The 23,969-nt window shown below is 70.6% G+C and carries 18 protein-coding genes; 16 read left to right on the top strand and 2 right to left on the bottom strand.

The window, feature by feature from the left end; all coding sequences use genetic code 11:
• The first annotated feature begins 16 nt into the window (after positions 1 to 16).
• From IU476_RS29765 to IU476_RS29755, 3 genes are read left to right on the top strand one after another with little or no spacing between them, the layout of a single operon-like run.
• Positions 17 to 2,425 (top strand): ABC transporter permease, encoded by a 2,409-nt coding sequence (locus IU476_RS29765; RefSeq protein WP_195105608.1) that lies wholly within the window; start codon positions 17 to 19, stop codon positions 2,423 to 2,425.
• A 42-nt stretch (positions 2,426 to 2,467) separates the two neighbouring features.
• The gene (locus tag IU476_RS29760) at positions 2,468 to 3,373 is read left to right on the top strand and encodes an NlpC/P60 family protein (RefSeq protein WP_195105607.1); all 906 of its coding nucleotides are present in this window, start codon (positions 2,468 to 2,470) and stop codon (positions 3,371 to 3,373) included.
• 49 nt (positions 3,374 to 3,422) lie between these two features.
• Positions 3,423 to 4,592 (top strand): transglycosylase SLT domain-containing protein, encoded by a 1,170-nt coding sequence (locus IU476_RS29755; protein WP_228824528.1) that lies wholly within the window; start codon positions 3,423 to 3,425, stop codon positions 4,590 to 4,592.
• Between the two features lie 15 nt (positions 4,593 to 4,607).
• Here IU476_RS29755 and IU476_RS29750 read toward each other — a convergent pair whose 3' ends face one another.
• Positions 4,608 to 6,077 carry an NlpC/P60 family protein gene (locus IU476_RS29750; protein WP_195105606.1) on the bottom strand — a complete coding sequence of 490 codons (1,470 nt, stop codon included), beginning with the start codon at positions 6,075 to 6,077 and terminating at the stop codon, positions 4,608 to 4,610.
• Between the two features lie 476 nt (positions 6,078 to 6,553).
• Between IU476_RS29750 and IU476_RS29745 the strand changes: the two genes are divergently transcribed.
• From IU476_RS29745 to IU476_RS29700, 10 genes are all read left to right on the top strand, one after another.
• Entirely contained in the window at positions 6,554 to 7,018 is a 465-nt protein-coding gene (locus IU476_RS29745) for a hypothetical protein (RefSeq protein WP_195105605.1), read from the top strand.
• 112 nt (positions 7,019 to 7,130) lie between these two features.
• A complete protein-coding gene (locus tag IU476_RS29740) occupies positions 7,131 to 8,906 on the top strand; it encodes a hypothetical protein (protein ID WP_195105604.1) in 1,776 nt (591 codons plus the stop codon).
• A gap of 48 nt (positions 8,907 to 8,954) precedes the next feature.
• Positions 8,955 to 10,451, top strand: coding sequence for a PE domain-containing protein (locus tag IU476_RS29735; protein ID WP_195105603.1), 1,497 nt, complete (start codon positions 8,955 to 8,957; stop codon positions 10,449 to 10,451).
• A complete protein-coding gene (locus IU476_RS29730) occupies positions 10,448 to 10,804 on the top strand; it encodes a hypothetical protein (protein ID WP_228824527.1) in 357 nt (118 codons plus the stop codon). The genes IU476_RS29735 and IU476_RS29730 overlap by 4 nt, the downstream gene beginning before the upstream one ends.
• Entirely contained in the window at positions 10,801 to 11,547 is a 747-nt protein-coding gene (locus tag IU476_RS29725; protein WP_195105602.1) for a hypothetical protein, read from the top strand. Before IU476_RS29730 ends, IU476_RS29725 begins: the two co-directional genes overlap by 4 nt.
• Positions 11,548 to 11,556: 9 nt before the next feature.
• Positions 11,557 to 11,913 carry a hypothetical protein gene (locus IU476_RS29720; protein ID WP_195105601.1) on the top strand — a complete coding sequence of 119 codons (357 nt, stop codon included), beginning with the start codon at positions 11,557 to 11,559 and terminating at the stop codon, positions 11,911 to 11,913.
• 37 nt (positions 11,914 to 11,950) lie between these two features.
• Complete coding sequence (locus tag IU476_RS29715) at positions 11,951 to 12,259, top strand: hypothetical protein (RefSeq protein ID WP_195105600.1); 309 nt, start codon at positions 11,951 to 11,953, stop codon at positions 12,257 to 12,259.
• Between the two features lie 7 nt (positions 12,260 to 12,266).
• Entirely contained in the window at positions 12,267 to 14,801 is a 2,535-nt protein-coding gene (locus tag IU476_RS29710) for a hypothetical protein (protein ID WP_195105599.1), read from the top strand.
• A gap of 39 nt (positions 14,802 to 14,840) precedes the next feature.
• Positions 14,841 to 16,829 carry a type VII secretion target gene (locus tag IU476_RS36895; RefSeq protein ID WP_195105598.1) on the top strand — a complete coding sequence of 663 codons (1,989 nt, stop codon included), beginning with the start codon at positions 14,841 to 14,843 and terminating at the stop codon, positions 16,827 to 16,829.
• A gap of 31 nt (positions 16,830 to 16,860) precedes the next feature.
• On the top strand, positions 16,861 to 17,946 hold the full coding sequence (locus IU476_RS29700; protein WP_195105597.1) for a hypothetical protein: 1,086 nt from the start codon (positions 16,861 to 16,863) through the stop codon (positions 17,944 to 17,946).
• A gap of 16 nt (positions 17,947 to 17,962) precedes the next feature.
• Here the strand turns inward: IU476_RS29700 and IU476_RS29695 are convergent, their stop codons facing one another.
• On the bottom strand, positions 17,963 to 19,267 hold the full coding sequence (locus IU476_RS29695) for an FAD-binding protein (protein WP_195105596.1): 1,305 nt from the start codon (positions 19,265 to 19,267) through the stop codon (positions 17,963 to 17,965).
• A 107-nt stretch (positions 19,268 to 19,374) separates the two neighbouring features.
• On the opposite strand from IU476_RS29695, the gene IU476_RS29690 reads away from it, so the two are divergent.
• From IU476_RS29690 to IU476_RS29680, 3 genes are read left to right on the top strand one after another with little or no spacing between them, the layout of a single operon-like run.
• Positions 19,375 to 19,758, top strand: coding sequence for a hypothetical protein (locus IU476_RS29690; RefSeq protein ID WP_195105595.1), 384 nt, complete (start codon positions 19,375 to 19,377; stop codon positions 19,756 to 19,758).
• 33 nt (positions 19,759 to 19,791) lie between these two features.
• The gene (locus IU476_RS29685) at positions 19,792 to 21,744 is read left to right on the top strand and encodes a type VII secretion target (protein ID WP_195105594.1); all 1,953 of its coding nucleotides are present in this window, start codon (positions 19,792 to 19,794) and stop codon (positions 21,742 to 21,744) included.
• Positions 21,744 to 23,930, top strand: coding sequence for a hypothetical protein (locus IU476_RS29680; RefSeq protein ID WP_195105593.1), 2,187 nt, complete (start codon positions 21,744 to 21,746; stop codon positions 23,928 to 23,930). The genes IU476_RS29685 and IU476_RS29680 overlap by 1 nt, the downstream gene beginning before the upstream one ends.
• The last annotated feature ends 39 nt before the right edge of the window (positions 23,931 to 23,969 follow it).

Below are 23,969 nucleotides of genomic sequence, written 5' to 3'. Positions count from 1 at the left end.
GACCGTGTGGTCGTCGGTGACGCTGTTCGCGCTGTTCGGACTTCCGCTGATCGTCGGCGCGGTGGCCACGGCACAGACTGCCACGGCTACCGAGACGGACACGAGCACAAGCGATCCCGGCAACGGTGGGCTGAGCTGGATGAACATCCACGACTCCGCGGGCGTGCCGCTGTCGAGGTACCAGATCGTGACCGACCCCGGCGGCCTGTTCCATCCGGTGGACACGGGCATCTCGATCATCGTGAATCTGGAGTTCGCCGGGTGGAGCGTGCTCGTCACGTCCTCGATCTGGTTGATCGGCTGGGCGCTGAGTTTCCGTTGGCTGGACATCTTCAGCGCCGCCCTGCGCGGTGTGGCGGAGAGTCTGACCAACCAGCTCGCGACCTCGATCATGTTGATCACGGCCGCGACGATCGGCGCGTTCTTCGTCGCCTACTTCGTCACGCGCGGTTTCTATACCAAGGCGACGTTGCAGGTCGTCACCATGCTCGGCGTTGCGATCGTGGGCACGATGTTCCTGGCCCACCCGCTCGGTGAGGTGCTCGGCTCCAACGGGTGGCTGGCGCAGGGGCGCAATGTCGGTATCACGGTGGCCGCCGGGCTGAACGGCAATTCGAATCCGAATCCGAAGCAGCTGGTGGAAACCATGCAGGCCGACCTGGCCGACAACTTCGCGCGAAAACCGTTGCAGGTCTGGAATTTCGGGCACGTGGTCGACCAGCGGCCCAACTGCGAGGCGATGTGGTCGGCCGGTGTCAATGCCGGCAGCAGCGAACGCATCAAGAACGGCATGAAAGCCTGCGGCGATGCCGCGGCGTACGCCGCCGCCGACGACGTCTCGGTGAGCCAGATCGGAGCGGGACTGATCCTGATCCTCTGCGGTGGTGTGCTGCTGGCCTTCGCGGTGTATCTCGGCATCAAGATCATCAAGTCCGCCATGGACGCGATCTATCACGGCATCATGTGCATCTTCGGGTTCGCCGCGGGCGGATTCATCTACGGCCCGACGCAGACATTTCTCATCCGCAATGTCGTGGACGGATTCATCGCGGCAGGAAAGATGGCCGCTTACACCATCTTTCTCGGCTTCTACGTGCTGTTCATGGGGAATCTGTTCAAACAGGCTCCGGGACAGCAGATGGCGGTGTTCTTCATCGGCGCGGTGGTGATGATCGTCGCGATCATGCAGTTGGGGAAGCTGGGCGACAGTCTGGACCACGGCAACGAATGGGTCGCGAACCGATTCGCGCTGGCCACCCAGGGCGGACTGATCCGCAGCGGTGGTGGTGGCGGCGGTGGTGGTGGCGGCGGTGGTCGGGCCATCGGGATGGGCCAGATGGGCGCGGAGCGCCACATGAGCGGACTGGCGGTGTTCGCCGGAGCGAGCACGTTGGCGAATTCGCCACTCAGCGAATGGATTCTGGGCGGACTGCCCGGATCGTTCCATCCGCAGTCGCGGCTGAAGGCGAGAATGGCCGAAGCGCAGGGAGGCGTGTGGGTGGACGAAGGCCGCATGGGCGGCTACAACGGCATGTACAACGCCTCCTACATGAAGTGGGAACAACTCGGTATGCAATTCGCCGAGGACGCCGAGGTGTACGGCGGACTGGACACAGTGCGCGGTACTGCGGCGGGTGTGCAGGGCGTGCTGGACAACGACGGCAGTATCGCCGATGTGCAGGGCGCGCACCGGCGAGCCGGCGGTACCGACGAGCGGATGGCCCGGTACGCGGGCCGCTCGCGCGCCATTGTGGAGAAGATGGCCAAGGCCGAGCCGCTGAAGGACGACGACCTGTCGTTGATGGTCGCTTCGGTGCATCGCGCCCAGGAGTCCACGATCGCGTACCTCCGCGCTCCCAACCAGGGCGGCCACTCGTTCTTCGGGCGGATCGACGCGGACGAGGTCGCTGCCGATTACGCCACGATGGAGCAGGCGGCGCGCAGGCTTCGCCGAACCCGTCGCGGTGGTGTCGATCTGGACGGCGGTTACAACAATGGTGAACAGTTCAGGTTCGTCCGCCACTATTTCGACCATGCAACCAGCGAAGAGCGCGATCTTATGATGGGTGATCTGCGCAATGTCGTCCAGGGGCGCCAATTTGCTGCCGCTTCCCCGCTGCTGCCTGCCAACCTGTCGGCTCGCGACGCGGAACGCATGCAGAACTGGATCAAGAACGAGCACGCCAAGCGCCTGCAAGAAGTGATCAGTGGCGAGAACGGCGTCATGGCGGACGTGACGGACCAGACGCGCATGCGCGCCGTGCGCGACGAGGTCTACGAAACCCTCCGCACCGAACAGCGCCTGCACGGCGAAGAACGAGTGCCGTCGCTGTCGGTGGTGCCCAGCGGCGGCGCGGCCGGCCCCAACCGGCCGCATCCGCGGTGGCGTGACGGCCTCGCCGACGTGGCGAGGAGGCTGCGGTAGGGCTCGCCGCTCGGCCGGACACGCTGAATTGGAGAGAGACAGATGCTCAACCGCGTGATCATGGTGACCATGCTGCTGGCGATGGTTCCCGCCTGGGGCTGGATCGTGGTCGCCGTGGTGGCGGTGATCGTGTTCGTCATGATTCTGGTGGTTACGGTCACCGGCAGCACCACCGGTGCGCTGGCGTCGGACTTTCATTACCAGTGCGACAGCGCGATCGGCCCGGAGTCGTCGGTCGTCATGACCGAGCCGCCGGTGGCGGGCGGGGACGAGTCGCGGTATCCGACCGCGACGCCCTCGGTGGTGCCGTCCACGAATCCGTACGCGAGCCTCACCGTGGCGCCCGACGACAAGTCCGTGAACGATTGGCAGCGTAGCTGTTTGACCGCGATGCGGGCCGCGCCTTATCAGCTGCCGCCGCTGCGTGGGTACAACAGTGGGACGGCGGCGGAGTGCGCCCGGCAGCTCGCGCTGGCGGGAGCGCAGGGCGGCGGGGCCGCGCAGAGCGGCGGCGACGCGGCGTTCGCGCGGTCGGTGATCGCGCAGGCGTCGGCCGCGCCCTTCACCGGGAACTGCGGTTCCGGGGGCGCGAACGGGCAAGAGGCGGCCGGCGGGCAGGGTGCGCCGCAGATCCGTTACGGGTCGGACGGTTCCGTGCAGGCCGAGTCGTGTGCCGACATCTCCAAGCCCGGCCTGCCGACCATGGTGTCGCTGCCGGCCACCGTGGCCGAGCAGGCCGCGTGCGGTCAGCGGGTCGCGACCGCCGCGGCGTCGGCGGGTGACCTGGTGTTCTGGGACTTCCGCAACAACGCGCCCACGCGGGTCGGAGTGTCGGTCGGCGGGACTCAGCTCGTAACCATCGACCCGAGCACGGGACAGGCGGTGGAGCAATACATTCCGACGGGTGCGGACGTGCGGGTGAAGCGGGTCCTGCGGGGTGCCGCGTGAACCGGGCGCGCCGCGCCGGGCGAAGACGGCGGGCGCTGTGAGGCAGTGAATGGCGGGCGAGCGCGAGAGACCTGATCCGAGCGTCGGCGAGGGCGTGGACGCGCGGCCGAGCATTGCCGTCGCCGAGCCGCGCCGGGATCGCAAGGATCGGAAAGGCACTCCTCGCGGGTCGACGCCCGCGCCCGTCTCGACCGCGAAACCCGCTGCGGCGCAGGCATCTTCGGCTCCCACCGCCGGAAATTCGGCCGGGGCCCAGACCGCGCCCGCGCCCGCGGCTCCACAGGCCGACGGCATGGCGGCGGCAGCGTCCCTGCCGATGGCGGCCGCGGCCATGGGAGCGCTCACCGCCATGGCGGCCCAATACGGGACCGGCGCCCCGGGCGACTCCGGACAGCCGTACGCACCGCCCACGTTCGCGACAGACGTGCCGACCGGGCCGGTGGCCTGGGGCGGCGCGATGGGCGGAAACTACCTGGCCGACAACGGGAATCGGGCCGGGCAGAGCGGTGCGATGGGGCATCTCAACGCGGAGCTGTCGCGGCTGCTCGGCGGGGCCGCCGACGACACCACGGCGGGCCGGGCGGCGATCCAGGCCATCATCGCCGAGACCGACGCGGCGCTCACGGCGCTCGGGCCGGTGGCCAACACCGCGGCCGGGCAGCGCCAGGTGATCGAGACGCTCGGCAACGCGCTGCATCGCGCCGGATCGGTCCTCGGGCAGGGCCAGGCCGCCACCGCCGTGACGGCCGAGCAGGTGTCGGCGCTGGCGAATCGCTATGTCGCCGAGTCGAATCCGGTTCGTGCGGCGCAGCCGACGCGGCATGCGGCGACGGGCGGGGGACCGCCGTCGGGAGTGCCGTCCGGCAATACGGGCATGTGGATCAATCAGGCGCTGCAAATCCTCCGGCAGCAGGGTTACGACCTGAGTCAGATAGATCCGTCCGCCATCGCGGCGATCATCCAGCACGAGTCGAGCGGCAATCCGCACGCGATCAATCTGTGGGACAGCAATGCGGCGGCGGGGCACCCGTCGAAGGGGATCATGCAGACCATCGACTCCACCTTCAATGCCTACGCGCTGCCCGGGCATCGGGACATCTGGAATCCGGTGGACAACATCATCGCCGGAGTGCGCTACGCGATCGATCGGTACGGGTCGGTCAGCGACGTGCCCGGGGTGGCGCAGATGCGTTCGGGGGGTTCGTATGTCGGGTACTGAGTGCGGGTGCGGCGGTCAGTTCGCCCAGCGCGCGGCGTAGTAGCTGCTCGGCAGCGAGGTCACCTGGACGTTCTTTCCGGCGCTGGGCGCCTCCACGCATTTCCCGTTGCCGATGTACATCATGACGTGGCCCGGGTTGCCGCCGTTGTATTGGGCGGCGGGGAAGATGAGGTCGCCCGGCTGGATGTCGGAGGGACGCACCTTGGGCAGCGAGCGGTACTGGTCGGCGGCGACGCGCGGAATATTGACCCCGGCGGCTCGCGCGGAGTACTGCATGAGTCCCGAGCAGTCGAAGGAGTTCGGGCCCTCGGCCCCCCACACATAGGGATCGCCGACCTGGGCGAGCGCGACCTGAATCGCCTTCTGCGCGGCGGGCGAGCCACCGGCTCCCGCGCCCCCGGCCGCGTTCGTGGCGGTGTAGTTCTTGCCCGCCAGGTTGTAGATGTACTGCTTGGTCAGCTGGTTGATCTCGGCGGCGGTCTGGGCGGCGGTGACATTGTCGGCGGAGACGATCTTTTCCGCGCGCTGCACCGCGATGGTCAGGATCTGATGCACCTTCTGCTGACCGGCTTTGGTGTAGGCCGCCGGGCCCAATTCGGCCAGGGCCGTATCGACCTCGCGGATCAGCTGGTTGACGGCCTTCTTGTTTATCTTGTTGTTCCCGGCGATGCTGCGCATATAGCGGAACAGCTGGTTGTCGAGATTGTTGAACGCCTTCGCCGCGGTGCGTTGGTACAGCCGCCGCAGCTTCACGGCCTTGGCCGTGGTCCCGCTTCCCGTCGAGCCGGAGGTGACTTCGTCGGCGAGATGTTTCGTGTTCGGGCCGAGCGGATCGTCGGAGCCGTAGACGGATTGGAGCTTCTTGAGCACCGCGAGCGCGTGCTGCGCCTCGGGGGAGAGCTGACCGTCTCCGGTTCCGGACGCGCCGCCCGTGCCCGTGCCGGTCGCGCCGCCGGTCTGCCCGTTCGAGCCGCCGCCGTTGAGGCCGGAGAGTGCGGAGGCCAGCATCGGCAGCATCGCCATGGCCATCGCTCCCGCCGACAGCGCGGCGGGGGCCAGCTCGGCGACGGTGTCCATGTCGATGCCCGGTTCCGGAGGCGGGGGCTCCGCGCCGGGCGGCGGAGCGGGCAGTTGTGCTACAGCGGCCTGCGGCGGGGGCTGCGGCGCGGCGGGCGGCGGTGCCGCGGGCGCGGCACCCGGTGCGGCCGAGGGCGGGGCCGCCGTCGTGCCGGTGCCCGGAACGGGGGTGGTGCCGGGTCCCGGTGTGCCCGTGCCGTTCTGGCCGTTCTGGCCGGGCTGCCCCTGCGCGGCGGGCCGGTTCTGGTCGGTGGCCCCGGGCGCGCCCGGCGTGACCTTGTCCTCGGGCCGCGAGCGATGGGGCCCCGGTCGCGTCCACGGCGTGGCCGAACCCGAAGTGTCGTCGTGGCCTTCGGATTCGGCGTCCTCCGTGGTCGGTTCGGGCGCCACGTCCGCCGGGCTGGTCATCGCCCACCGCCGGCGGCGACCGCCGCGCGGAAGGCCGGTCGCGCGGCGGCCGCGGTGGCCTCAGTAGGCGGCCGGTTCGGCTCAAACGGGTGCGAGGGGTTCATTTCGGTCGGCTACTCCATCGTTCTCCGGGCCCTGGAAGGTGATGGCAGTCATGGCAATAGCGCACCTCTGGAATGCTCACTCGGTCGGACCTTCATTCTGGACGTGCGAGTGGAACGTCGGTTCCCAATGTTGGGAATCCTCGACAATGGTGAAGCCCAGGGAAGTTCCCTGGTGCAGTGGCGGTAGTCGCGGGATCGTCGGAACCTCGGACTGATTCCGGCCGCTCGACCGGAAGGTGGATTCGGCGGTGGAGGCTCGCGGGACAAGCGTGGTAGGCACCGACCGGACGTCGTTGCGCACGCGCTCCGGCGATGCCGCGGACGTCCCATCGCGCGGTGTCGAGGTTCGTAGCGGATCGGGTAGGTGATCGCATGTTCGGCTTGAGCTGGAAAGAAGCCATCGTCGGCGGGGTGGGCTTCGCTGCCAGCTTCCTTCCTGGCGGGCCGCTGACCGGCGCCGCGGTCTCCGGCCTGCTCGACGGTGTGTGGACCGGTATCGAGAAAGGTGATGTCGGTGAGGGGTTCAAGGCCGGTGCGACCACTGCCGGAATGGGCCTGGCCGGCGGACTCATCGGTGGGCGGCTGCTGTCGGGGGTGCTCGGCCGGGCGGTGGGGAGCCGGATGGGCTCGAGATTGGTGGCGCGCGGCGCGCGCACCTTCGGGGCAAGGACCGCGCGGGCGGTGGCGTCACCGCGGGGATTGCTGCGGGGTTCACGAGCGATCGGTACGGGTGTCGGATCGGCGATCGGGGCGGATTTCTGGAATGCGGGCGGCGGTAACAACCCGGCTGATAAAGTCGCCAGCCTTCCGGTAATAGACCTGCCGACGCCGACATAGGAGTCCTGCTATGCCGATGACGGTAATTCAGATGCCGAACATGAGGTCCGAGACTCCGAAGTATCCGGACGCATATCGGTTCAGCAAGGCCACCGAAGACATTTATCGGGGTATGCCGAGATTCTTCAAGGATCTCTACGACAGCTGCGGCAAGGACAGTAAAACCGATCCGCCCGACAGCGGGCCGAACGTTCCGCCGGATGCGGTCGCGAAGGACTCGCTCGGCGCCAGCCTCGCGGGCGAGGTCGTCGCGAATTACTCCACGCTGAGTTCGGATCTGCGGCAGGCCTTCGTCGATCTGATCGCGGTGGACAAAGAGATCGCGCCGCTGGCCAAGAAATCGGCCGCGATTTCCAAGGCGGCGCAGGAATCGATCAACACCGTTATCGGAGATATTCGTGCCAACGCCCGGACACCGTCACCGAGCGGGTCTCAGGACGATTTCATCCTGACCTTCTTGGACCAGGCTGTCGGCGACGCCCAGACCAAGATCGAAGAGGCGAAGACGGCGCAGGACAAGACCGGCAGCGAGACCGACGGCAAAACCAGCGATCTGCAGAAGATCATGGATCGGCTGTCGGCTCTGGAGCAGAAGCTCGGTGTCACCAACCCGGGAACCACCCAACCGTCCTACGATCCCCGTGGCCTCAACCCGACCTCCCCGTCGGGCGCCACCACCGACCCCGGTTTCACGCCTATCGATCTCGGCGCCGACAAGTCGGGACTGGACCCCTCCGGCAGCCTGGACCCGACGGGGTCGAAGGGACTCGACGGCTCGAGCGGGCTGGACGGTTCCAACGGAATGAACGGTTCGACCGGCGGCAGCCTGGATCCCAGCGGCGGCGGGTACGGCGCGACCCCCGCGAGCATGGGGGCAGGGGGCAGCGGCATGGACATGATGGGCATGATGCTGCCCATGCTGATGTCGCAGCTGATGCAGCGCGGCATGAACGACCAGGACCTCGAGGATCGCCGCAACGAGCTGGATCCGGATCGGAACATGCGCGGCTACCCGCAGCCGGTCGTCGCGGCGCCCGCCGCGCCGCCCGCGGCGCAGGCCGGACAGCCGTCGGCCGCCGCCGCCGGGGCGGGGTCGGCACAGGCCGGCGCGGCGCCGCCGGCGAAGACCGACGCTCCGCCGCAGGGTCCCCCGGCCACCCGGGAACCGGGTACCGACGGCAAGGTGCTCTACACCTTCCCCGACGGTCGCACCCAGCGGGTGTGGCCGATGGTGGCCGCGGCCCTGGACGCCGCCTTCGGCAACCGGGCCAACACCGATGCGAAGAAGGCGTACGAGGGCACGCCCGCGAAGTGGACCGACGACAAGCAGATCGGCGCGCGGATCGACCCGTCGCAGCTCATCACCGGCGACGTGGCGACCTGGGACGGCGGCCACAGCGCGCTGGTCGTGGTGTGGAAGCCCGGCGAGGGCGCCGCGGACGCCGGGCTGGACCTCGCCGTGGACGGCTCGATCACGCCGACCGGCGGGCCGATCGACTCCGGCCCGCCCCCGCTCGGTTCCGGCGGTTCCGATCCGCTCGGTTCCGGCGGTGCGGGCGGCTCCGGGTCCGGATCCGGGTCCGGATCTGGTTCGGGCTCCGGCGATTCCGGTTCGGGTTCGAGCAGTTCCCAAGGCTCCGGGTCGAGTTCGAGTTCGAGCGGGTCCGCCGACGGCAGCCTGGAGATCGTCGTGGACGGCGAACTGAAGCCGTTCTCGCCGCAGATCTCCGGCAAGACGGGCGATTTCGGCCAGTTCGCCGGCTTCGCCCACCCGAACGGGATCGAGGGGACCGGCGTATCGTCCGGTCATACCGATCAATCTCCGATGATGCAGACCGGCACGGACCCCGCGTCCAGCGGTGCGCCGGTCGTCGCGGCGCCGGCGTGACCCGCCGGCCCGCGTGGAGAGTCCGAGAGGTGATGAGAGGAGGCGGTCATGCCGATGAATGTCGATCCGGCGCAGTTGGCCGCGGCGGCGGCGAAACTGGCCGACATCGCCCATGGCACCGGGGGTGAGCTGCCGACATCCTGGGTGCTGCCCGCAGGCTCCGATCCGATTTCCGCGGGATCGGTGCCGCAGCTCAACGACAAGGCCGCGTCGACGTTCAACGGCATGGCCGGGGTGCTCAACGACATCCACCGCCTGGCTCACGAGGTCGGCGCGTCGGCGTCGGACTACACCAAGGCCGACGACGAGAGTGCGCGGACCGTGAACAACGGCGGCGGGGAGATCCTCACGAACCCGGTCGCGCCCGCCGGGACGCCGGGGCAGTGGCGGCCGCCGACGTTCAAGATGCCCGCCGCCGCGGCGGCCGGGGATCCGCTCGTCTACGCCCAGCAACTGCGTGCCGGGCCCGGCACCGGTCCGGCCAACGGCTTCTCCTCCGATGTGCGCAAGTACCTCGCGGGCTCGCACCCGAAGATCATCAGCGGCGTCGACGACGCGGTGCAGGCGCTACAGCACTGGACCCCGGTCGGCAGCAAGGCGGCGGGGGACCTGCACAAGCACCGCAACCGGCTCGACCAGTACGGCAGTGACCTCGAGAAGCTGGTCGACATGGTCGAGACCTACACCGGGGCATTCGATACGGCGAAGGCCAAACACCCGACGCCCGAGGAGATCATCGCCGCGCGCAAGGAGCTGCTGCGCTCCATCCGGTCCAAGAACGAGGCCGGCATCCAAGCGGCGCTGGCGAAGTTCGAGGAACAGAACGCGCGCTCGACCGAGACCATGACCGGGTACTCCAGCACGGTCAACGGAAAGAACGCGGCGAACGGCAACTCCGCCTCCGGCGCCTCGTCCGGGCAGTCCTCCGGCGGCGACGCGATGTCGCAGATGCTGCCCTCGCTGCTCAGTTCGATGATGTCCGGCGCGGGCGGGCTCGCGGGCAACCTCGACAAGTCGGACTCCACGAGCGGGCTCGACGATTACGACTACGACTACAGCGACTACGGAGGAGTGGGCGCCGACTACACCTCCGCCCTCGGTGGCGGTGGCGGTGGCGGCGGGATCTCCGGGGCCGGAATCCCTTCCACCGGTGACGTTTCCGGTGCGATCACCAATACCGCCGGTGCGGCGATGGGTGCGATGGCCGCGTCGGCGGCCGGATTCAGCGGAGCAGGTACCGCGACCGCCGCGGAGTCGCTGCGTTCCGCGGGCGGTGCCGCGGCGGGTGCCGCGCGCGCCGCGGCCGGGGGCTCGCCCATGATGCCCTACATGCCGATGGCGCCGGGCATGGGCGGCGCGGGTGGCGCGGGCGGCAACAGCGAGCGCAACCGCGTGGTGGCCTGGCATCCGGACCGTTTGATGTACGTCGACGACACACCGCACACCGAGCAGGTGATCGGCGAGAAGCCGACGATCGCGCCGACCGTGACACCCCCGACGCCGGGGCCCGCCGGCCAGGACACACGAGCTGGAGGTTCCACATGAGTGAAATTCATCCCGACGTGCAGGCGGCCCTGGACGCCGCCCGGGCGCTGCGGCACCGGATCGCCGACCTGCGCGAGCGCATCGACGGGATCCGCGCGCGGCGGCCCTCCGCGAGTGGGGCGGTCATCCCCGAGGTCGACGCGATGGGCCGGCTGACCGGCCTGTACCTCGCGCCCGGCACCGCCGACCGCTTCACCTCCGAGGAACTGGTCGCGGAGATCATCGGCGCCATCCGGGACAGCACCGCCGACGCCGCGCGGCAGTACCGGGTGCTGATGGACGCCGAGCCGGAACCCGACACCCAGGGGATCCTCGGCGAGCCGGAGCCCGCGGCCCAAGGGCGGTCGGCATGAGCGATGCCGCGCAGGTGACCGTCGCCGACACCATCCGGTGGCTGCACGAGGAGGGCCTGAGCCGGCTGGTCGGCGTCGCGGACCGGGTGTCGCACCCGATCTCGGCCTTCACCGTCGACATCGCCACGGGAACGGTCACGGTCTATCCGGCCGCGGGCGGCGGCGTGGGCTCCGATGTGATGACGCTGGCCGCCGACGACCTGCCGCATCCCACCGGCACGCCGCGGCGGCTGGTGATCGTCGGCGTCACCACCGCGGAATCGGTTCTGGTGCTGGATCTTTCGGCCAGCCTGGATCTGGCGATCAACGCCACGCGTCCGGAGACCGTCGCGCGTTCGTGGGTGTTGCAGTTGATGCTGAATCCGGAGGTCACGATCGTGACCAACAGCGACGACATCGCGATCGTCGACAGTCCCCGGCTGCGTCAGAGTTTCATCCCCGGCGGCGGCGCCACCATCGTGAGCGTCGACGACGAGCGGCCGCCGGTCACCACCATCGCGTTCAACCCGACGACGGAGGAGCCCGACCACCTCGACGTCGCCGCGGACGGCACCGCGGAGATGTACCTGCGCGCCCGGTTCTGGCGGCTGCGCCAGGTGCTGTCGCTCGAGGACGCGCAGTGGCAGGCGCTCGCCGAGCAGATGACGGCCGCGGACGAGCCGCCCCCGGCCGCGGGGCCGCCGGCAGTGTCCGCGCCACCCGATCGCGTATCGGTCGGCGCCCCCGATTTCCGTGCAACCTAGGAGCAGACCGTGACCGACGTGTACGACGACTACGACGACGACCTCGAACAGCAGGCGCCGCCGCCCGACCGGCAGCACACCATCTACGAGGTGTTCAACCCCGACCACACCGCCGGGGTGGCCTGCAACGGCGACGGCGAGATCGTGGGCCTGCACCTCACCGACGAGGCGCGGGAGAACGGCGAACTCTGGCTGTCGAAGGAGATCGTGAAGCTCGCCAAGCTCGCGCACGCCAAGTCGCGGGTGGGGCTGCGGGCGGAGATGGAACGCAACGGCGCCCGGCCGTACACCATCGACGCGTTCGACCTGCCCACCGAGGCGTCCTACCGGGCGATGGAGAGCGCCGAGTTCGGCCAGAACGCCTGAGCGCCCGACGCTTTCGCCAGAACAGGAGAGCCGCGACATGCTGGATATGGACGAGCCGGACGAGGTCGTCGCCGCGTCGAGCAAGTTCAAGGTGGCCATGACGGCGGTGGCCGACCACGTCGACGCCGTCGCCGGCGGGCTCGAGCTGCCGCGGCGGCCGGAGTCCCCGCTGGACCAGGGGCTGGCCGTGGTGCACCGGTGGATCCCGAAGACGCTGCTGGCGGGCAGCGGCGGCATCGTGTCCCACGCCGACACGACGCATCGGCAGGCCACCGACACCGCCACGGTGCTGGCGTCCGCCGACGTCGACGGCGGCACGCGGGTACGCCGGGCCGACCCGGTCTGAGCGCGGCATGCCGCCGGAGCAGCACAGCCCGTACTGGGGGGCGATCGTGCAGAACAACTGGCCGGTGATCTCGCCGGCCGACTGGCATGCCCTCGAGACGAAGGTGCGCGACGGCGCCGCCGCGATCGATCCGCAGGAGGCCGAGCGCGCCCGCCGCGCGTTCGACGACCGGGTGCGCGCCAGCCGCGGCCTGGATCCGATCAAAGAGGACATGCTCGCCCAGCGGGGCACGCCGCAGGCGTTCGTCGACGCGCTGGTGGCCGCCGCGGACACCTACGGGCGCATGTCCGACCTCGTATATCGCACGCGCAACAAGATTCTCGACATCGTCGACGAGGCCACTCGCGCCATCGGCGGCAAGCAGGCCGAGGACACCGACGGCGACGGGGACAACTCCGACGAGGAGCGCCGCCGGGTCGGCGGGATCATCGCCAATGCCCGCCGCGCCGTCGAGGAACGGGTGGCCGCCTCGCTCCAGGAGATCGGACCCGGTGGGCTGCCGGAACTTTCGGCCATCGCCGACGTGCTCGGGCTGCCCGGACCGTGGGCTCAGGGGCCGGGGCACCACGCGCCGCCGGGGCACTGGGATCCGCGACATCCGCACGGGCACGGTGGTCCGCACGCGGGGCCGCCCGGCGGGCCGGGGCCCGGAATGGGGCCGTGGCCAGGAGGTTTCCCGCCCGGTATGCCGGGGTTTCCGACGCCGATCGGCTGGGGGCCGGAGGGTCCGGAGTGGCCGGACGGGCTGCGGCCGGAGCTGCCGGACTTCTCGGATCCCGCAGACCTGCCCACCGAGGACCGCACCGACACTCCCGATACGCTCCCCTCGGCATCTCCGGTCGGGGGTGGGCCCGGACCGGTATCCGCCACGCCCGCACCGGGTTACGCTCCGGCGGGCGCCGCTCCGGTGGGGTCCGCGCCGGTGGCCGGGCCGGCGCAAGTCGGGACCGATCGGATCGACGCGCCTGGATCGGCCGGGGAGGACCAGGGCGTCGCGGCGCCCGGTCGTGCCGGAACACATGATCCGACCGGCGCGGACGATGCCGCCACGATCGGTTCACGGTCCGACAATGCTGCCACGCAAGAATTTTCGCATTCGGGTACCGGTTCGTCCGATGCCGCGAACGCGGGCGTGCCGTTCGGCGCCCCGATGGGCGTGGTGCCCGCGCAGGCGACCACGCCCGGTTCCGTCTCGCAGTCCGGAACGTCCACGGCGCGTGGGGTTTCGGCGGCGGGCACGGTGGGCGCGGCACCGGACCGGGCGCGAGCCGTGTCCGCGCCCGAGGTGAAGGCGCCGCCGCCGACGGATTCGAAACCGGGTGCGGCCGCGAAGGTTATTGCCGGATCGGGCCCGCCGCCCAGCACGCCGGGCGGTCCGACCACGCCGAATACGCCGGGCAAGTTGCCGCCCGCGCGCCCGCTGGCCCCCGACAAGCCCGGCGACAAGCCGCCCGCCGACACCGGCGCGGCCGCCTCGGGCGCGGAGCACGAGACGCTGCGCGACGCCGTCGGTACCGCGATGATCGCGGCGGCGGGCCCGGCCTTCGTGGTCGGGGAACGCGTGAACGGCGATCTCGTGCTGGCGCGGTCGCTGCTGAGCAGCCTGCTCGCCGCGACCGGATCGACCGCGGTCGGGGTGGCGTGGTCGGTGTCGGTGATGCGCCACTCCGGCGGGGTGAGCGCGTTCGTCACCTCCAACGAGGGCCGGGGCTGGCTGCCCGCGGGGGTGTTCCTGCCGCGCGAGTTGTCGACGCCCTGGATGTGGTCGGTGTCCGAGCAGGCGCCGTGGGAGGGGATCGCCGACCCGGCCCGGATCATGGCCGAATTCGCCGCGGCGTGGGGCGTCAAGTCGGGGGCGGTGCTGACCGCGCTCGTGTCCTCGGCGGCGCTGGACGCCGCGCTGCTGCGGCAACTGGGCGACGTGGCGGCCGAGGGCGAGGTCGAGGCCGCGGCCACGATGAATTTCGCGGTGCCGTCGAGTGGTTCGGAGGACCGGCTCGGCTTGGTGAGCGCGCCGCAACTGCTGGAGCGGACCGCCGGGGTGCGGCCCGAGCGGATCCGGGGCCGCTGCCTCGAACTCGCCGTCGACGCGCATGTGCGGGTGGGAAAGCTGAACGCGGGCAATCCCGCGACGCTGGGCGCGCCCGCGCTGCGGGAGCGGATTCTGGTGGCGATGCAGCAGGGCAAGCCGGTGCCCGAGGAATGGTGGGAGGAATTGCGTGATGTCGACGATCTGATGGCGGCGACGGTGCTGCCGCTGCGGGCCGACCTCTCGCGAATCGCGTTGGGGCAGTTGCGCAACGAGGGTCCGGGCGCCGCCGGCGCGGCCGCGGTGCGAGCGCTGGCGTTCGAGCGGCGGTGCAGCGAAGCCGTCCTGCTGCTGGCCGGGGAGGCGAGCCGGCAGTGCCTGCGCGACACGGTGTACGCGCACGGGCAGATCATCGATCATCCGCACTTCGGACAACCGGTCGCCAACGCCGCCGACCAGGCCTCGACACCGCGGCGTTCGGCGATCAGCGCCGGTCCCGAGCGGCGGCGGTGACCGACCGCGCACTCCTGCCACTGGTGGGAAGACGCGACAATGAGCACGTCGGTGCTGGGAAAGGATCTGAACGACATGCCGGACAACGTGAACGTCGATCCCGAGCTGTTGCGTCTGCTGGCCCAGAAACACGACGGAATTGCCGACGACACCCGGAAATGGGCGGAGCCTCCATCGGATTGGCTCGCCGCTTTTCCCGAGACCTACGGAAAAATCGCGCACCCGGTGCACCAGGCGCTGATGCGTTATTACACGGCCCGGGAACGGGCCGGTAACGCGCTCGCCGACGAACATCAATACACCGCGAATTCGTTGCGCGAAGCGGCGCTGGCCTACGAACAGGCCGACCAGGATTCCGGCCACGGCATCAAGATCTCGGGCGACGAGTTCGGCGGTTCGCCCAGTACACAGACTCCTACCGGACCCGCCGGGCCCGGGAGCACACCGCCCTCCGCGCCGGACGCCGGTCCCGCCGGTGGCCCGCCGCCGGCCGGTCCGTCGACCACGGGCGCGGGCCCGGGCGGCGCGGGTCCCAACGGCGCCGGACCGAACGGCGCCGGGCCGCAGGATCCCGGCGCGGGTCCCGACAGCGGGCGGCAGACGCCGGCGGTGGCCGGTCCCGACGGCGGCGGTCCGGGCGGTGGCCCCGGCGGTCCGGGCGCGGGCCCCGGCACCAATGGAGCCGCCTCGACGGGTACCACCGCGACGCCACTGGGCGCCATCCCGCCGGGCGGTCCCGGCGGTGGTCCGGGCGGCCCCGGTGCGTCCGGGCCGTTCGACGATCGAACCAGCGCGCAGACCTCGGGCAGCCGGTTCGATGGCCCGCCGATCCCGGTCGTCACGCCGTTCGCCGCGGCCGTCGCCAAGGCGAAGGACGAGGCGGCCGAACCCGCCTACGTGGTCGGCGACGCGGTCGACGAGGACCTCGTGCTCGCCAAGACCCTGCTCGGCGGGGTCCTGGCCGCGGCCGACACCTCGGCGATCGGCCTGCACTGGGCGGTCGCGGTACTGCGCGGACCGGCCGGACTGGGCGTGTTCATCACCTCCAACGAGGGCCGGGGCTGGCTGCCCGCGGGCGTATTCATGCCGCAGGAAGTGTCGACGCCGTGGTCGTGGGACGAGGTGCTGTCCGAGGGCGGCGAGGCGGGATCGCCCTGGGAGGGCGTCTCCGACCCCGCCCGCATCCTGGTCGAATTCGGCCTGGCCTGGGGTCCGAAGGCGGGCGCGAAGCTGACCGCGCTGGCGTCGTCCGCACCCTTGGACTCGGGCATGCGCAACCGGTTCGCCGACGTGCCGATGGAGGGTCTGGTCGGGCCGACCTACGACGTCGACCTGCGAGTGTTCACCGCGGACACGGCCGACCGCCTCGGCCTCACCGGTTCGCCGGCGGCGCTGCAGAAGGTCGCGTCGGTGCCGGACAACCGGGTGCGCGCCACCTGCATGGAACTGGCGGCCGACGCGCACGCGCAGGTCGGCCGGGCCGGGCCGGTACCTCCGGAGGCCGCCGCCGGGCGCGACGTGCGTCAGCGCATCCTCACCGCCCTGGAGGGCGGGCGCGAGGTTCCGTCCGCGTGGTGGGAGGAACTGCGCGACGCCGACGACCTGCTCGCCGCCGCGATGCTCTCGCGCCGGGTCGACGTGGGCCGGGTCGAACCGGGCGAACTGCGCGTCGACGACAATCCGGCCTTGCGCGCCATGGTTTTCGAACGTCGCTGCAACGAACTAGCGCTGCTGCTCGCCGACGCCGAGACGACCCGCCAGCACCTGCGTGACGCGGTCTACGCACACGTCCAGATCACCGAACACCCCCAGTTCGTGCTCACCCCGGCGGCGGTCTCCACCGCCGAGACCGAGCGTGCCGCGGTTCCTTCGGCCGCGCCGAGCGGAGTCAGTGCGCCCGTGGGGCAGGTCTCCGGACCGCCTGCGGGGGTATCGGTTCCGCCGGTCGCCTCCGCGCCTCCGGTCGCCCCGCCTTCGGTCGCTCCGCCTCCGGTGTCCCCGCCGCCGGGTGCGCAGGGACAGTCGTGAGCGGACGGCGAGCCGGCACGAGCGGGATGGGATGACCCTCGCGGACGCCGCGCCGGGTGCGCCCGAGTCGCCGGCCGGGAACCCCGCCGCCGACCGCTCGTCGGTCGGCGTGCCGGAACTGCTCGCCGACCTGGCCGGACGACTGACGCCCGGCTGTGATCCGGCGACGGTCCGCGCCGTGCTGCGGCGCGCCTGTGGCGGACAGCTGGTTCCGCTCGGTCCGGACGGACATCGCGCCAGCACGCTGGTCAAGTCCGGGCTGCCGTTCGAAGCCAGTGTCTCCGGTGGCCGCGGCGAGGTCGCCCCGGTCGTCCGGTACTCGACGGAGACCGCGACGCAGGAGACGCGGTTCGCCGTGCGCCTCGCCGCGCAGCGGGCGGCGATCGGCGACTTGGTCGCGTGGTTGCCCGGCGGGGACCGGACGGTCGTCGAGTCGTTGCGGTCGTTCGTCGACGCGTTGTATCCCGAGCCCGCGACGATCCCGGCGCGCTACCGGTCCGCCACGTGGATCGGCGTCGTCCACCACCCGGCGGCCCCGCACGGCGTCGCCGGGTTGAAGGTCTACGGCTCACCGCTGATCGCGCCCGGTGCGATGCGGCGGCTCGCCGCCCGATGGCCCGAATTCGCGGAGCTGGCAACGGTTCCCGACGACGAGAGGTTGGTGCGGCTCGCGGGCGCGGCGCTGGAGGTCGACGCGCGGGGCACGGTGAAGTGCAAGCTCTATTACCAGACCCGGTACGCCGACGTCGGTGTGCCGATGAAGCTGGTCCGCTACTTCGGTGATCCGGCCTGGGAGGTGCTGTCGGAGTTCGTCCGGTGCGGCGTCGACGCGGCGGAGCTGCACCGGCACCGCTTCTTCGTCGGCTGTGCCCGCACCCTCGGCGCCGCGGCGCCGAGCCTCGGGATGCACCTGTTCGAGCGCTCGTCCGACGACATGCCGCGGCTGGTGCGCGAGCTGGCCGTCCGTCATCACGGGACGACCCGGGCCGTGGACGCGCTGGCCGACGCTGCTCGGGCCACCGGGGCGAGTTGGCGGTATTCCGGTGCGGGACTGGGGTTCTCGGACCGGATCGACAAGCTCAATGTGTACGGCACTCCCACCTGGCCCGCGCCGTAATCGCGGCGCGGGATGGTCAGGCGGGTCGGGCCGGGGGTGTCCGGCGGGCGGCGGCTCCGGCCAGCGAGATCTGCGCGTTGACGTGGTCGAGCCGGTACTCGCGCCGCAACTCGGCGAGCCGGTCCAGGTCGCTGCCGTACAGCCGGGCGGCGAGCGCGTCGTCGAGGTCGTTGCGGCAGTAGAGATATGGGCGTCCACCGAGATCGCAGCAGTGATCCAGCAATCGGTCGAGGAGGTCACGTACCACGGTGACGTCGTCCCCGGCGCGTTTCGCCCACGTGTACACGCCCACGCCGATCGAGACCGGGCCCGGGGCGACCGCGGCGAACGGGAAGACGGTGGCGTCGGCCGGGCGGCGCACGATCAGGACGTACACCATCGTGTAGAAGCGCTCGGCGGGGATGCGGTGCCGGAGAGTCTCTACCGCGGCGAGCATCGGCGCGAGCCGTCCCGCCGGCACCACGTAGTCCGCCCACAGCCGCACTCGGCCCGGTGGCAGGTCGGCCGCTCGCGCCGTCGAGGCCTGGCCCTGGTAGGGCAGGTCGGTCAGGACCGAGCAGCGCTCGTCGGCACACTCCCGCGGGCTGCGGTCGTACCAGCCGGTGGTGGAGACGATCCGGCCGCGCCGCAGGTTGGCGGTGTAGAGGTCGACGTCGTCGCGCTGGGCGACGCGCTCGGTGTGGTCGGCCAATTCGGCCAAGGTGGCGTGCTGGGTGCGATGCAGGTGCGCGGCGTGGCGGGCCGGCACTGTGCGTAGCACGGCCCGCTCGATCAGTCCTGCCGTGCCGAGTCCGGCGAGGGCGAACCGGAACAGTTCGGGATGGTCGGTGCGGGAGCACCAGCGGCTGACGCCCGTCCCGTCGATCAGCTGAATCCGTTCGACGTGATCGATCTGCATGCCGCAGCGCACCGAGTCGACACCGACACCTCCGACCGAGAGCGTGCCGCCGACCGACATGTGCAGGTAGTCCGGCAGCACCGGAAGGGCGCTGCCGAGGCGGCTCGCGTATCGCTGCACCTCGAACCAGGTTGCGCCGCCGGGCACTTCGAGCAGGCCCCCGCCGAGATCGCACAGCTGCGCCGCCGCGGCGCCGGGCGTATGGGTGACGAGCAGTTCACCGTCGGTGACGGTGTGTCCGTCGCAGGAATGACCCGTGCCGCGCAGGGCGAGCGGACTGCCGGTGGCGAGAAGCGCGGACGGAAACGCGCGAGGCATACGGTGCACGACTCGTGGCCGGGCGTGCCGTAACCCGCCGAAATCGGTGGTGAACTCGTCGATGGGGACCTCGCTGGCCGCGTGGTCACGCCGTGCGGGGACCACAACGTCACCGAGTATGAACGCTTCCCAGCACTGGGAATTTCCGTCCGTCGTTCGACACTGACAGGGTCGCCGCGGCCGCGGCTCCGCCGGCAGATGGAGTGAGGACGATGAGAGACATCCACCCCGACGTGCGGGTTGCACTCAGCATGACGCGCGAGTTGCGCCATCGCATCGCCGAGCTACGCGAACGCTCCGAGGGGGTGTTCGCGCGTCGGCCGTCGCCCAGTGGCCTGGTCATCCCGGAGGTCGACGCGATGGGCCGCCTGAAGGACCTGTACCTCGCGCCCGGCACCTGTGCCCGTTTCGAGAATCACGAACTGGCGGCCGAGATCATGGCCGCCATCGTCGAGAGTGCCGAGGATGCCCGGCGGCAGCACCACATCGAGATGAACGATCCGGACAAATTGCCCCGGCCGATGTCGGAAATCATGCGGGAATGGCGAGCTGGACCCGCCGATGCGGTCCCCAACTTTGGGAAGCCGGAAGAATGAAACAGAAATAGCAGGCGGAAGGAACACCGGGGCATGCCGTACATGGATGTCGAGCCGGAGCAGTTGCGCGCGTCGGCAAGGCAACACGAACTGCGCGCCGCGGACATCCGGAAATGGGGCGAAATTCCCGAAGCCTGGCTTGCGGGATTCGCCTCCTCGTACGGCACGATCGCCGACCCGGTGCGGGCGGCCCTGAACGACTACTACATCAAGCGCCACGAGAAGGCGGAGCGGCTCGCCGCTCACCACGAGCAGACCCGCGACAACCTGCTCGCCGCCGCGCAACAGTTGGAGGCCGCCGAGCACGACGGCGGCCGGAACATCGGTCGCGCCGGCGACGAGGTCGGCGCGGCTCCGCCGCCGAGCGCCCCGGGGCCGCACGGGCCGACCGACCCGGTGAGCCCTCCGCCGTCCCCCGGCCCACCCGGACCGGCGGGGCCGGACCGCCCGGACGGCCCTTCGGGCCCGGGGCGCGACGAGCGTCCGAGTGCCGATGGTCCCCAGCCCGGCCCGATGGCGCCTGTCGCGCCCGCCGGTCCGCCGGTTTCGCCGCCTGTCGCACCTGCCGCATCCGCGGGGCCCGCGGTCGGCGTCGGCCTGCCGCCCGCGATGTCGTCGCCGGAGGTGACGGTGTCGCCGGGCGGTGACCCGGGCGCCGGTGGTGCCGCGGTACCGCTCGCGCCGCCGGTGGTCGCGCCGTCGGCGCCGGCCGGACCTGGCCCGCTGCCCCCGGGCACCGTGGCCGCGGCGGGGGGCTCGCTGCCCGCGACGGCCGCGCCGCACGGCGGGCCGGAGATGGCGCGGTCGCGGCCCTCGGCACTGCCCACGGGCCCGTTCGTCGCCGCAGCGCGCGCCGCGAAGAGCAAGTACGCAGAGCCGGCGCTCGTCGTCGGCGAGGACCGCGACGACGACCTGGTGCTGGCGCGCAACCTGCTCGCCGCCGTGCTCGCGGCCGTGGCCGAGTCCGCGCCCGGCGTGGAGTGGGCGGTCGCGGTCGGGCGCACCCCCGTCGGGCCGATCGTCGTGCTGAACTCCACGGAGGGGCGCGGCTGGCTGCCCGCCGGGCTGTATCTGCCGTCGGAGGTGGTGCTGCCGTGGACCTGGGACAGCATTCTGAGCCCGCGCGATCGAGAGGCCTTGACCGCCTTGGAGGGTGACCCGGACCCGGCCCGGGCGCTCGCCGAATTCGGTACCCGGGTGACGCAGCGCATGAAGTTGCGCCTGAGCGCGGTGGCCTCCTCCACCACCACCTCCGAGGAGTTGCACACGGTACTCGACGCCGGTACCGCCGTGGCGGAAGGGATCGTCGCCGGCACGACCCTGATCGACCTGGACACACCTGCCGTCGGCCTCGTCGACCGGCTGACGATGGCCGGCTCGGAGGAGCTGCTGCGCCAGGCGGAGACGGTGCCGGACACCGAGATTCGCGCCACGTGCCTGCGCTTGGCGCGCGCCGCGGACGCCGCCGCGCGGGTCGCCGCGGGCGTCGAGGGCGCGTTCTCGGCCCGCCGGGCGCTGCGTGAACAGATCCTCGATACGCTGCAGGCCGGCCTGCCCGTCCCGGTGAGTGCCTGGGATCAACTCCGTGCCGCCGAGAGCGCCCGACAGCCGCAGCGCGCCTTGATCTCCGCCGGCGCCCGTATCGATGACTCCGGCGCGGATCGATTGCGCGGCATGGGGTTCGAGCGGCGCGCCGATGAATTGGCGCTGCTGCTCGCGACCGGCGAACTCGATCGACAGCACCTGCGGGACGCGTTGTACACCTACGGCCAGATCGTCGATCATCCGCTGTTGCCCGAGGCGGCGCGTGTGGTGGCGGCGGCGCGGGTGGAGGACAGCCGGGGTGCGGAGACAGACTCGATGCCCGAGGCGGCGAGCACCGTCAGCGTCGGCGTGACCGGTCGCGCGCAGGCTCCTCCGTCCGTCGCGGAAATCTTGACAGGTAGGGCGGGGTCCGCGGATTCCGGTGAACGGAGGAATGTCTGATGGGCGCTGCCGACGATGCCTACAACCAGATCAACAAGAAGTACTACGACTGGGAAAACGGCTACGACGACAACGAAGTCGAGGAATCGCTGAAGATCCTGAAGGATCTGAAGGATCCCAAGGATTTCGAGACCGTCTTCAACAAGCTCGACGACAACGAGCGGCAGGGCATTCTCGCCGGAGTCCGGAAGAAGAACGACGGCGCAGCCGACGACCGCGACTACCGGATCGATCCGAAGTACGCCCAGTACACGGATATCATCCGTGCGCTGGAGGACGGCAAACCTGATGCCGTCGTCAAACAGAAGCAGACCGAGAAGGACAACGCCGAGGAGCCGCAATTCGCGGATACTCCGGCGCGCAAGATTCCGCGCGAATCCGATATCGACCACATCTATACGGTGGCGTTGCCCTATCCGCAGGGCAGCAGTAAATCGCTGCAACTGCTGATCGACGACACCAATTTCACGATGCAGTGGGACATCGACACCCTCGGCGATCGCAATCCCAAGGCCGCGCCCGATTTCGCGAAGATCCTGGACAGCGACATGATCACGTCGCCGGAGGGCTGGTCCGACGTCAAGAAGCAGTACGACACCCTGAAGAGCGATCTGGAAGGCCGTCAGACCGAATACGCGAACAAGCACAAGGACGTCAAAGGAAAGACCAAGGACACCGAGCTCGAAGGCAACGAGATCTTCATCGCCCTGCGCGGCTATGCGGAAGAGCTGAAGAAGGAACTCGGTTACAACTACAAGTATTTCAAGGACAAGTACGGCGACCGGCTGAAGCGCGAGAACGACAAGATCACCGTTACCCATACCGGTGAGGAAGCGCCGTACGGCAGCTACACCGAAGATCTGTACAAGAAGGGTGACGACGGGAAGTTCGTCCTGACCGACGCGGCCGAGCAGATCCATTACGTCAACGCCATCGACAGAACCGTCGATGTGTGGGAAGCGAAATACGCCGAGGCGACCAAGAAATTCCAGGACAAGGCGAAGGAAGTCGACACCAGCGACGATCCGCCGCCGGAGAAGAAGACCGAGCCTACGACCACGACCACGACTACTCCCACGACCACGACGACTACCCCCACGACCACGACCACCACGCCCACGAGCACCACCACGACGCCGACCTCCGATACGACGGGGACGGGTGACGAATTCGACGACATCGTCAGTGACGTCCTGGGCAAGGACGGGTCGGATACCGGCAGTGATGCGCTCGGTACCGGGGACAGTTCCGGGCTGGGGACCGGTGGGCTCGGGAACGTGTCGGACGTGTCCGGTACCGGCACCGGGACGCAAGGCGGGGCCATCGGTGGTGGCGGCGCTACGGGCGGGGGTGCGGCACCCGGCGCGGCGGGCGGCGGGGAGAACCCCTTGGGCTCGTTGATGAGCATCCTGCCCCTGTTGCTGAGCATGGGCGGCGGCCTGGGTGGGCTGTTGGGCGGCGGCAAGAAGGACGACGCCGAGGAGCGGAAGCGGGACAAGGAAGAGGCCAAGAAGCGGGAGCAGGAGGCCTACGACGCCGGTGTGGCGGCTGCCGGTGGGCAGACCCAGCAGGTGGTCAACGGGCAGCCCGGGTCGGCGCAGCCGGGCGCGGCGCAGGCCACCCCGGCCGGGGTCACCGCGCCCAACGGCGCCGGGAATCCGCCGCCGGTCTCCGCTCCGGGCACCAAGGTCGACTTCCCGATCCGCGACGGCGTCACGCAGTCGGTGCCCTCGACGGTCGCGGAGGCGCTCAACCGGCAGTTGCACGGCGGCGCGGCCGACGCGAACGCGGCCTATCAGGGGACGCCGGGCGAATCCAGCGGCGACCACCGCTGGACCACCGTCAACGACCTCACCAAGTTGCAGACCGGCGACGTGGTGCAGTGGTCGAATCACAACGCGCTGATCGTCGTCGAGAACGGGTCGCTGAGCTACATCGACAACGGCCAGCTCATCCCGCTGGACCCACAGCACCCGCAGAACGACGCGTACGGCGCCTTCCAGGGGTTCCGTCACCCCTCGGGCATCGGTGACGGTGCCGGCCAAGACGCGGCGGCGCCGCCCCCGCCCGGCCCCGGAACGCCCGGCCACAACGGATCTCCCGGCAACGCCGTCCAAGCCGCGGCCACGCCCCCGCCGATCACGCCCGCCCTGGACCCCGCGGCCAGCGGCCCGCCGAAGATCTAGCCGAACCCACTGCGCGGCAACGCCTCCCGCTCGAGGGAC

Source organism: Nocardia blacklockiae (assembly GCF_015477355.1).
Taxonomy (GTDB): Bacteria; Actinomycetota; Actinomycetes; order Mycobacteriales; family Mycobacteriaceae; genus Nocardia; species Nocardia blacklockiae.
Note: the sequence above shows the minus strand (reverse complement) of the source record. Positions and strands in the feature narration are given on the sequence as shown.

Excerpts from the sequence above, each read along its gene's own strand:
- IU476_RS29740 (WP_195105604.1), top strand. The coding sequence starts at position 7,131 with ATGCCGAGATTCTTCAAGGATCTCTACGACAGCTGCGGCAAGGACAGT.
- IU476_RS29680 (WP_195105593.1), top strand. The coding sequence starts at position 21,744 with ATGGGCGCTGCCGACGATGCCTACAACCAGATCAACAAGAAGTACTAC.
- IU476_RS29730 (WP_228824527.1), top strand. The coding sequence starts at position 10,448 with ATGAGTGAAATTCATCCCGACGTGCAGGCGGCCCTGGACGCCGCCCGG.
- IU476_RS29750 (WP_195105606.1), bottom strand. The coding sequence starts at position 6,077 with ATGACCAGCCCGGCGGACGTGGCGCCCGAACCGACCACGGAGGACGCC.
- IU476_RS29685 (WP_195105594.1), top strand. The coding sequence starts at position 19,792 with ATGCCGTACATGGATGTCGAGCCGGAGCAGTTGCGCGCGTCGGCAAGG.
- IU476_RS29735 (WP_195105603.1), top strand. The coding sequence starts at position 8,955 with ATGCCGATGAATGTCGATCCGGCGCAGTTGGCCGCGGCGGCGGCGAAA.
- IU476_RS29710 (WP_195105599.1), top strand. The coding sequence starts at position 12,267 with ATGCCGCCGGAGCAGCACAGCCCGTACTGGGGGGCGATCGTGCAGAAC.
- IU476_RS29745 (WP_195105605.1), top strand. The coding sequence starts at position 6,554 with ATGTTCGGCTTGAGCTGGAAAGAAGCCATCGTCGGCGGGGTGGGCTTC.
- IU476_RS36895 (WP_195105598.1), top strand. The coding sequence starts at position 14,841 with ATGAGCACGTCGGTGCTGGGAAAGGATCTGAACGACATGCCGGACAAC.
- IU476_RS29690 (WP_195105595.1), top strand. The coding sequence starts at position 19,375 with ATGAGAGACATCCACCCCGACGTGCGGGTTGCACTCAGCATGACGCGC.
- IU476_RS29700 (WP_195105597.1), top strand. The coding sequence starts at position 16,861 with ATGACCCTCGCGGACGCCGCGCCGGGTGCGCCCGAGTCGCCGGCCGGG.
- IU476_RS29760 (WP_195105607.1), top strand. The coding sequence starts at position 2,468 with ATGCTCAACCGCGTGATCATGGTGACCATGCTGCTGGCGATGGTTCCC.
- IU476_RS29755 (WP_228824528.1), top strand. The coding sequence starts at position 3,423 with ATGGCGGGCGAGCGCGAGAGACCTGATCCGAGCGTCGGCGAGGGCGTG.
- IU476_RS29715 (WP_195105600.1), top strand. The coding sequence starts at position 11,951 with ATGCTGGATATGGACGAGCCGGACGAGGTCGTCGCCGCGTCGAGCAAG.
- IU476_RS29725 (WP_195105602.1), top strand. The coding sequence starts at position 10,801 with ATGAGCGATGCCGCGCAGGTGACCGTCGCCGACACCATCCGGTGGCTG.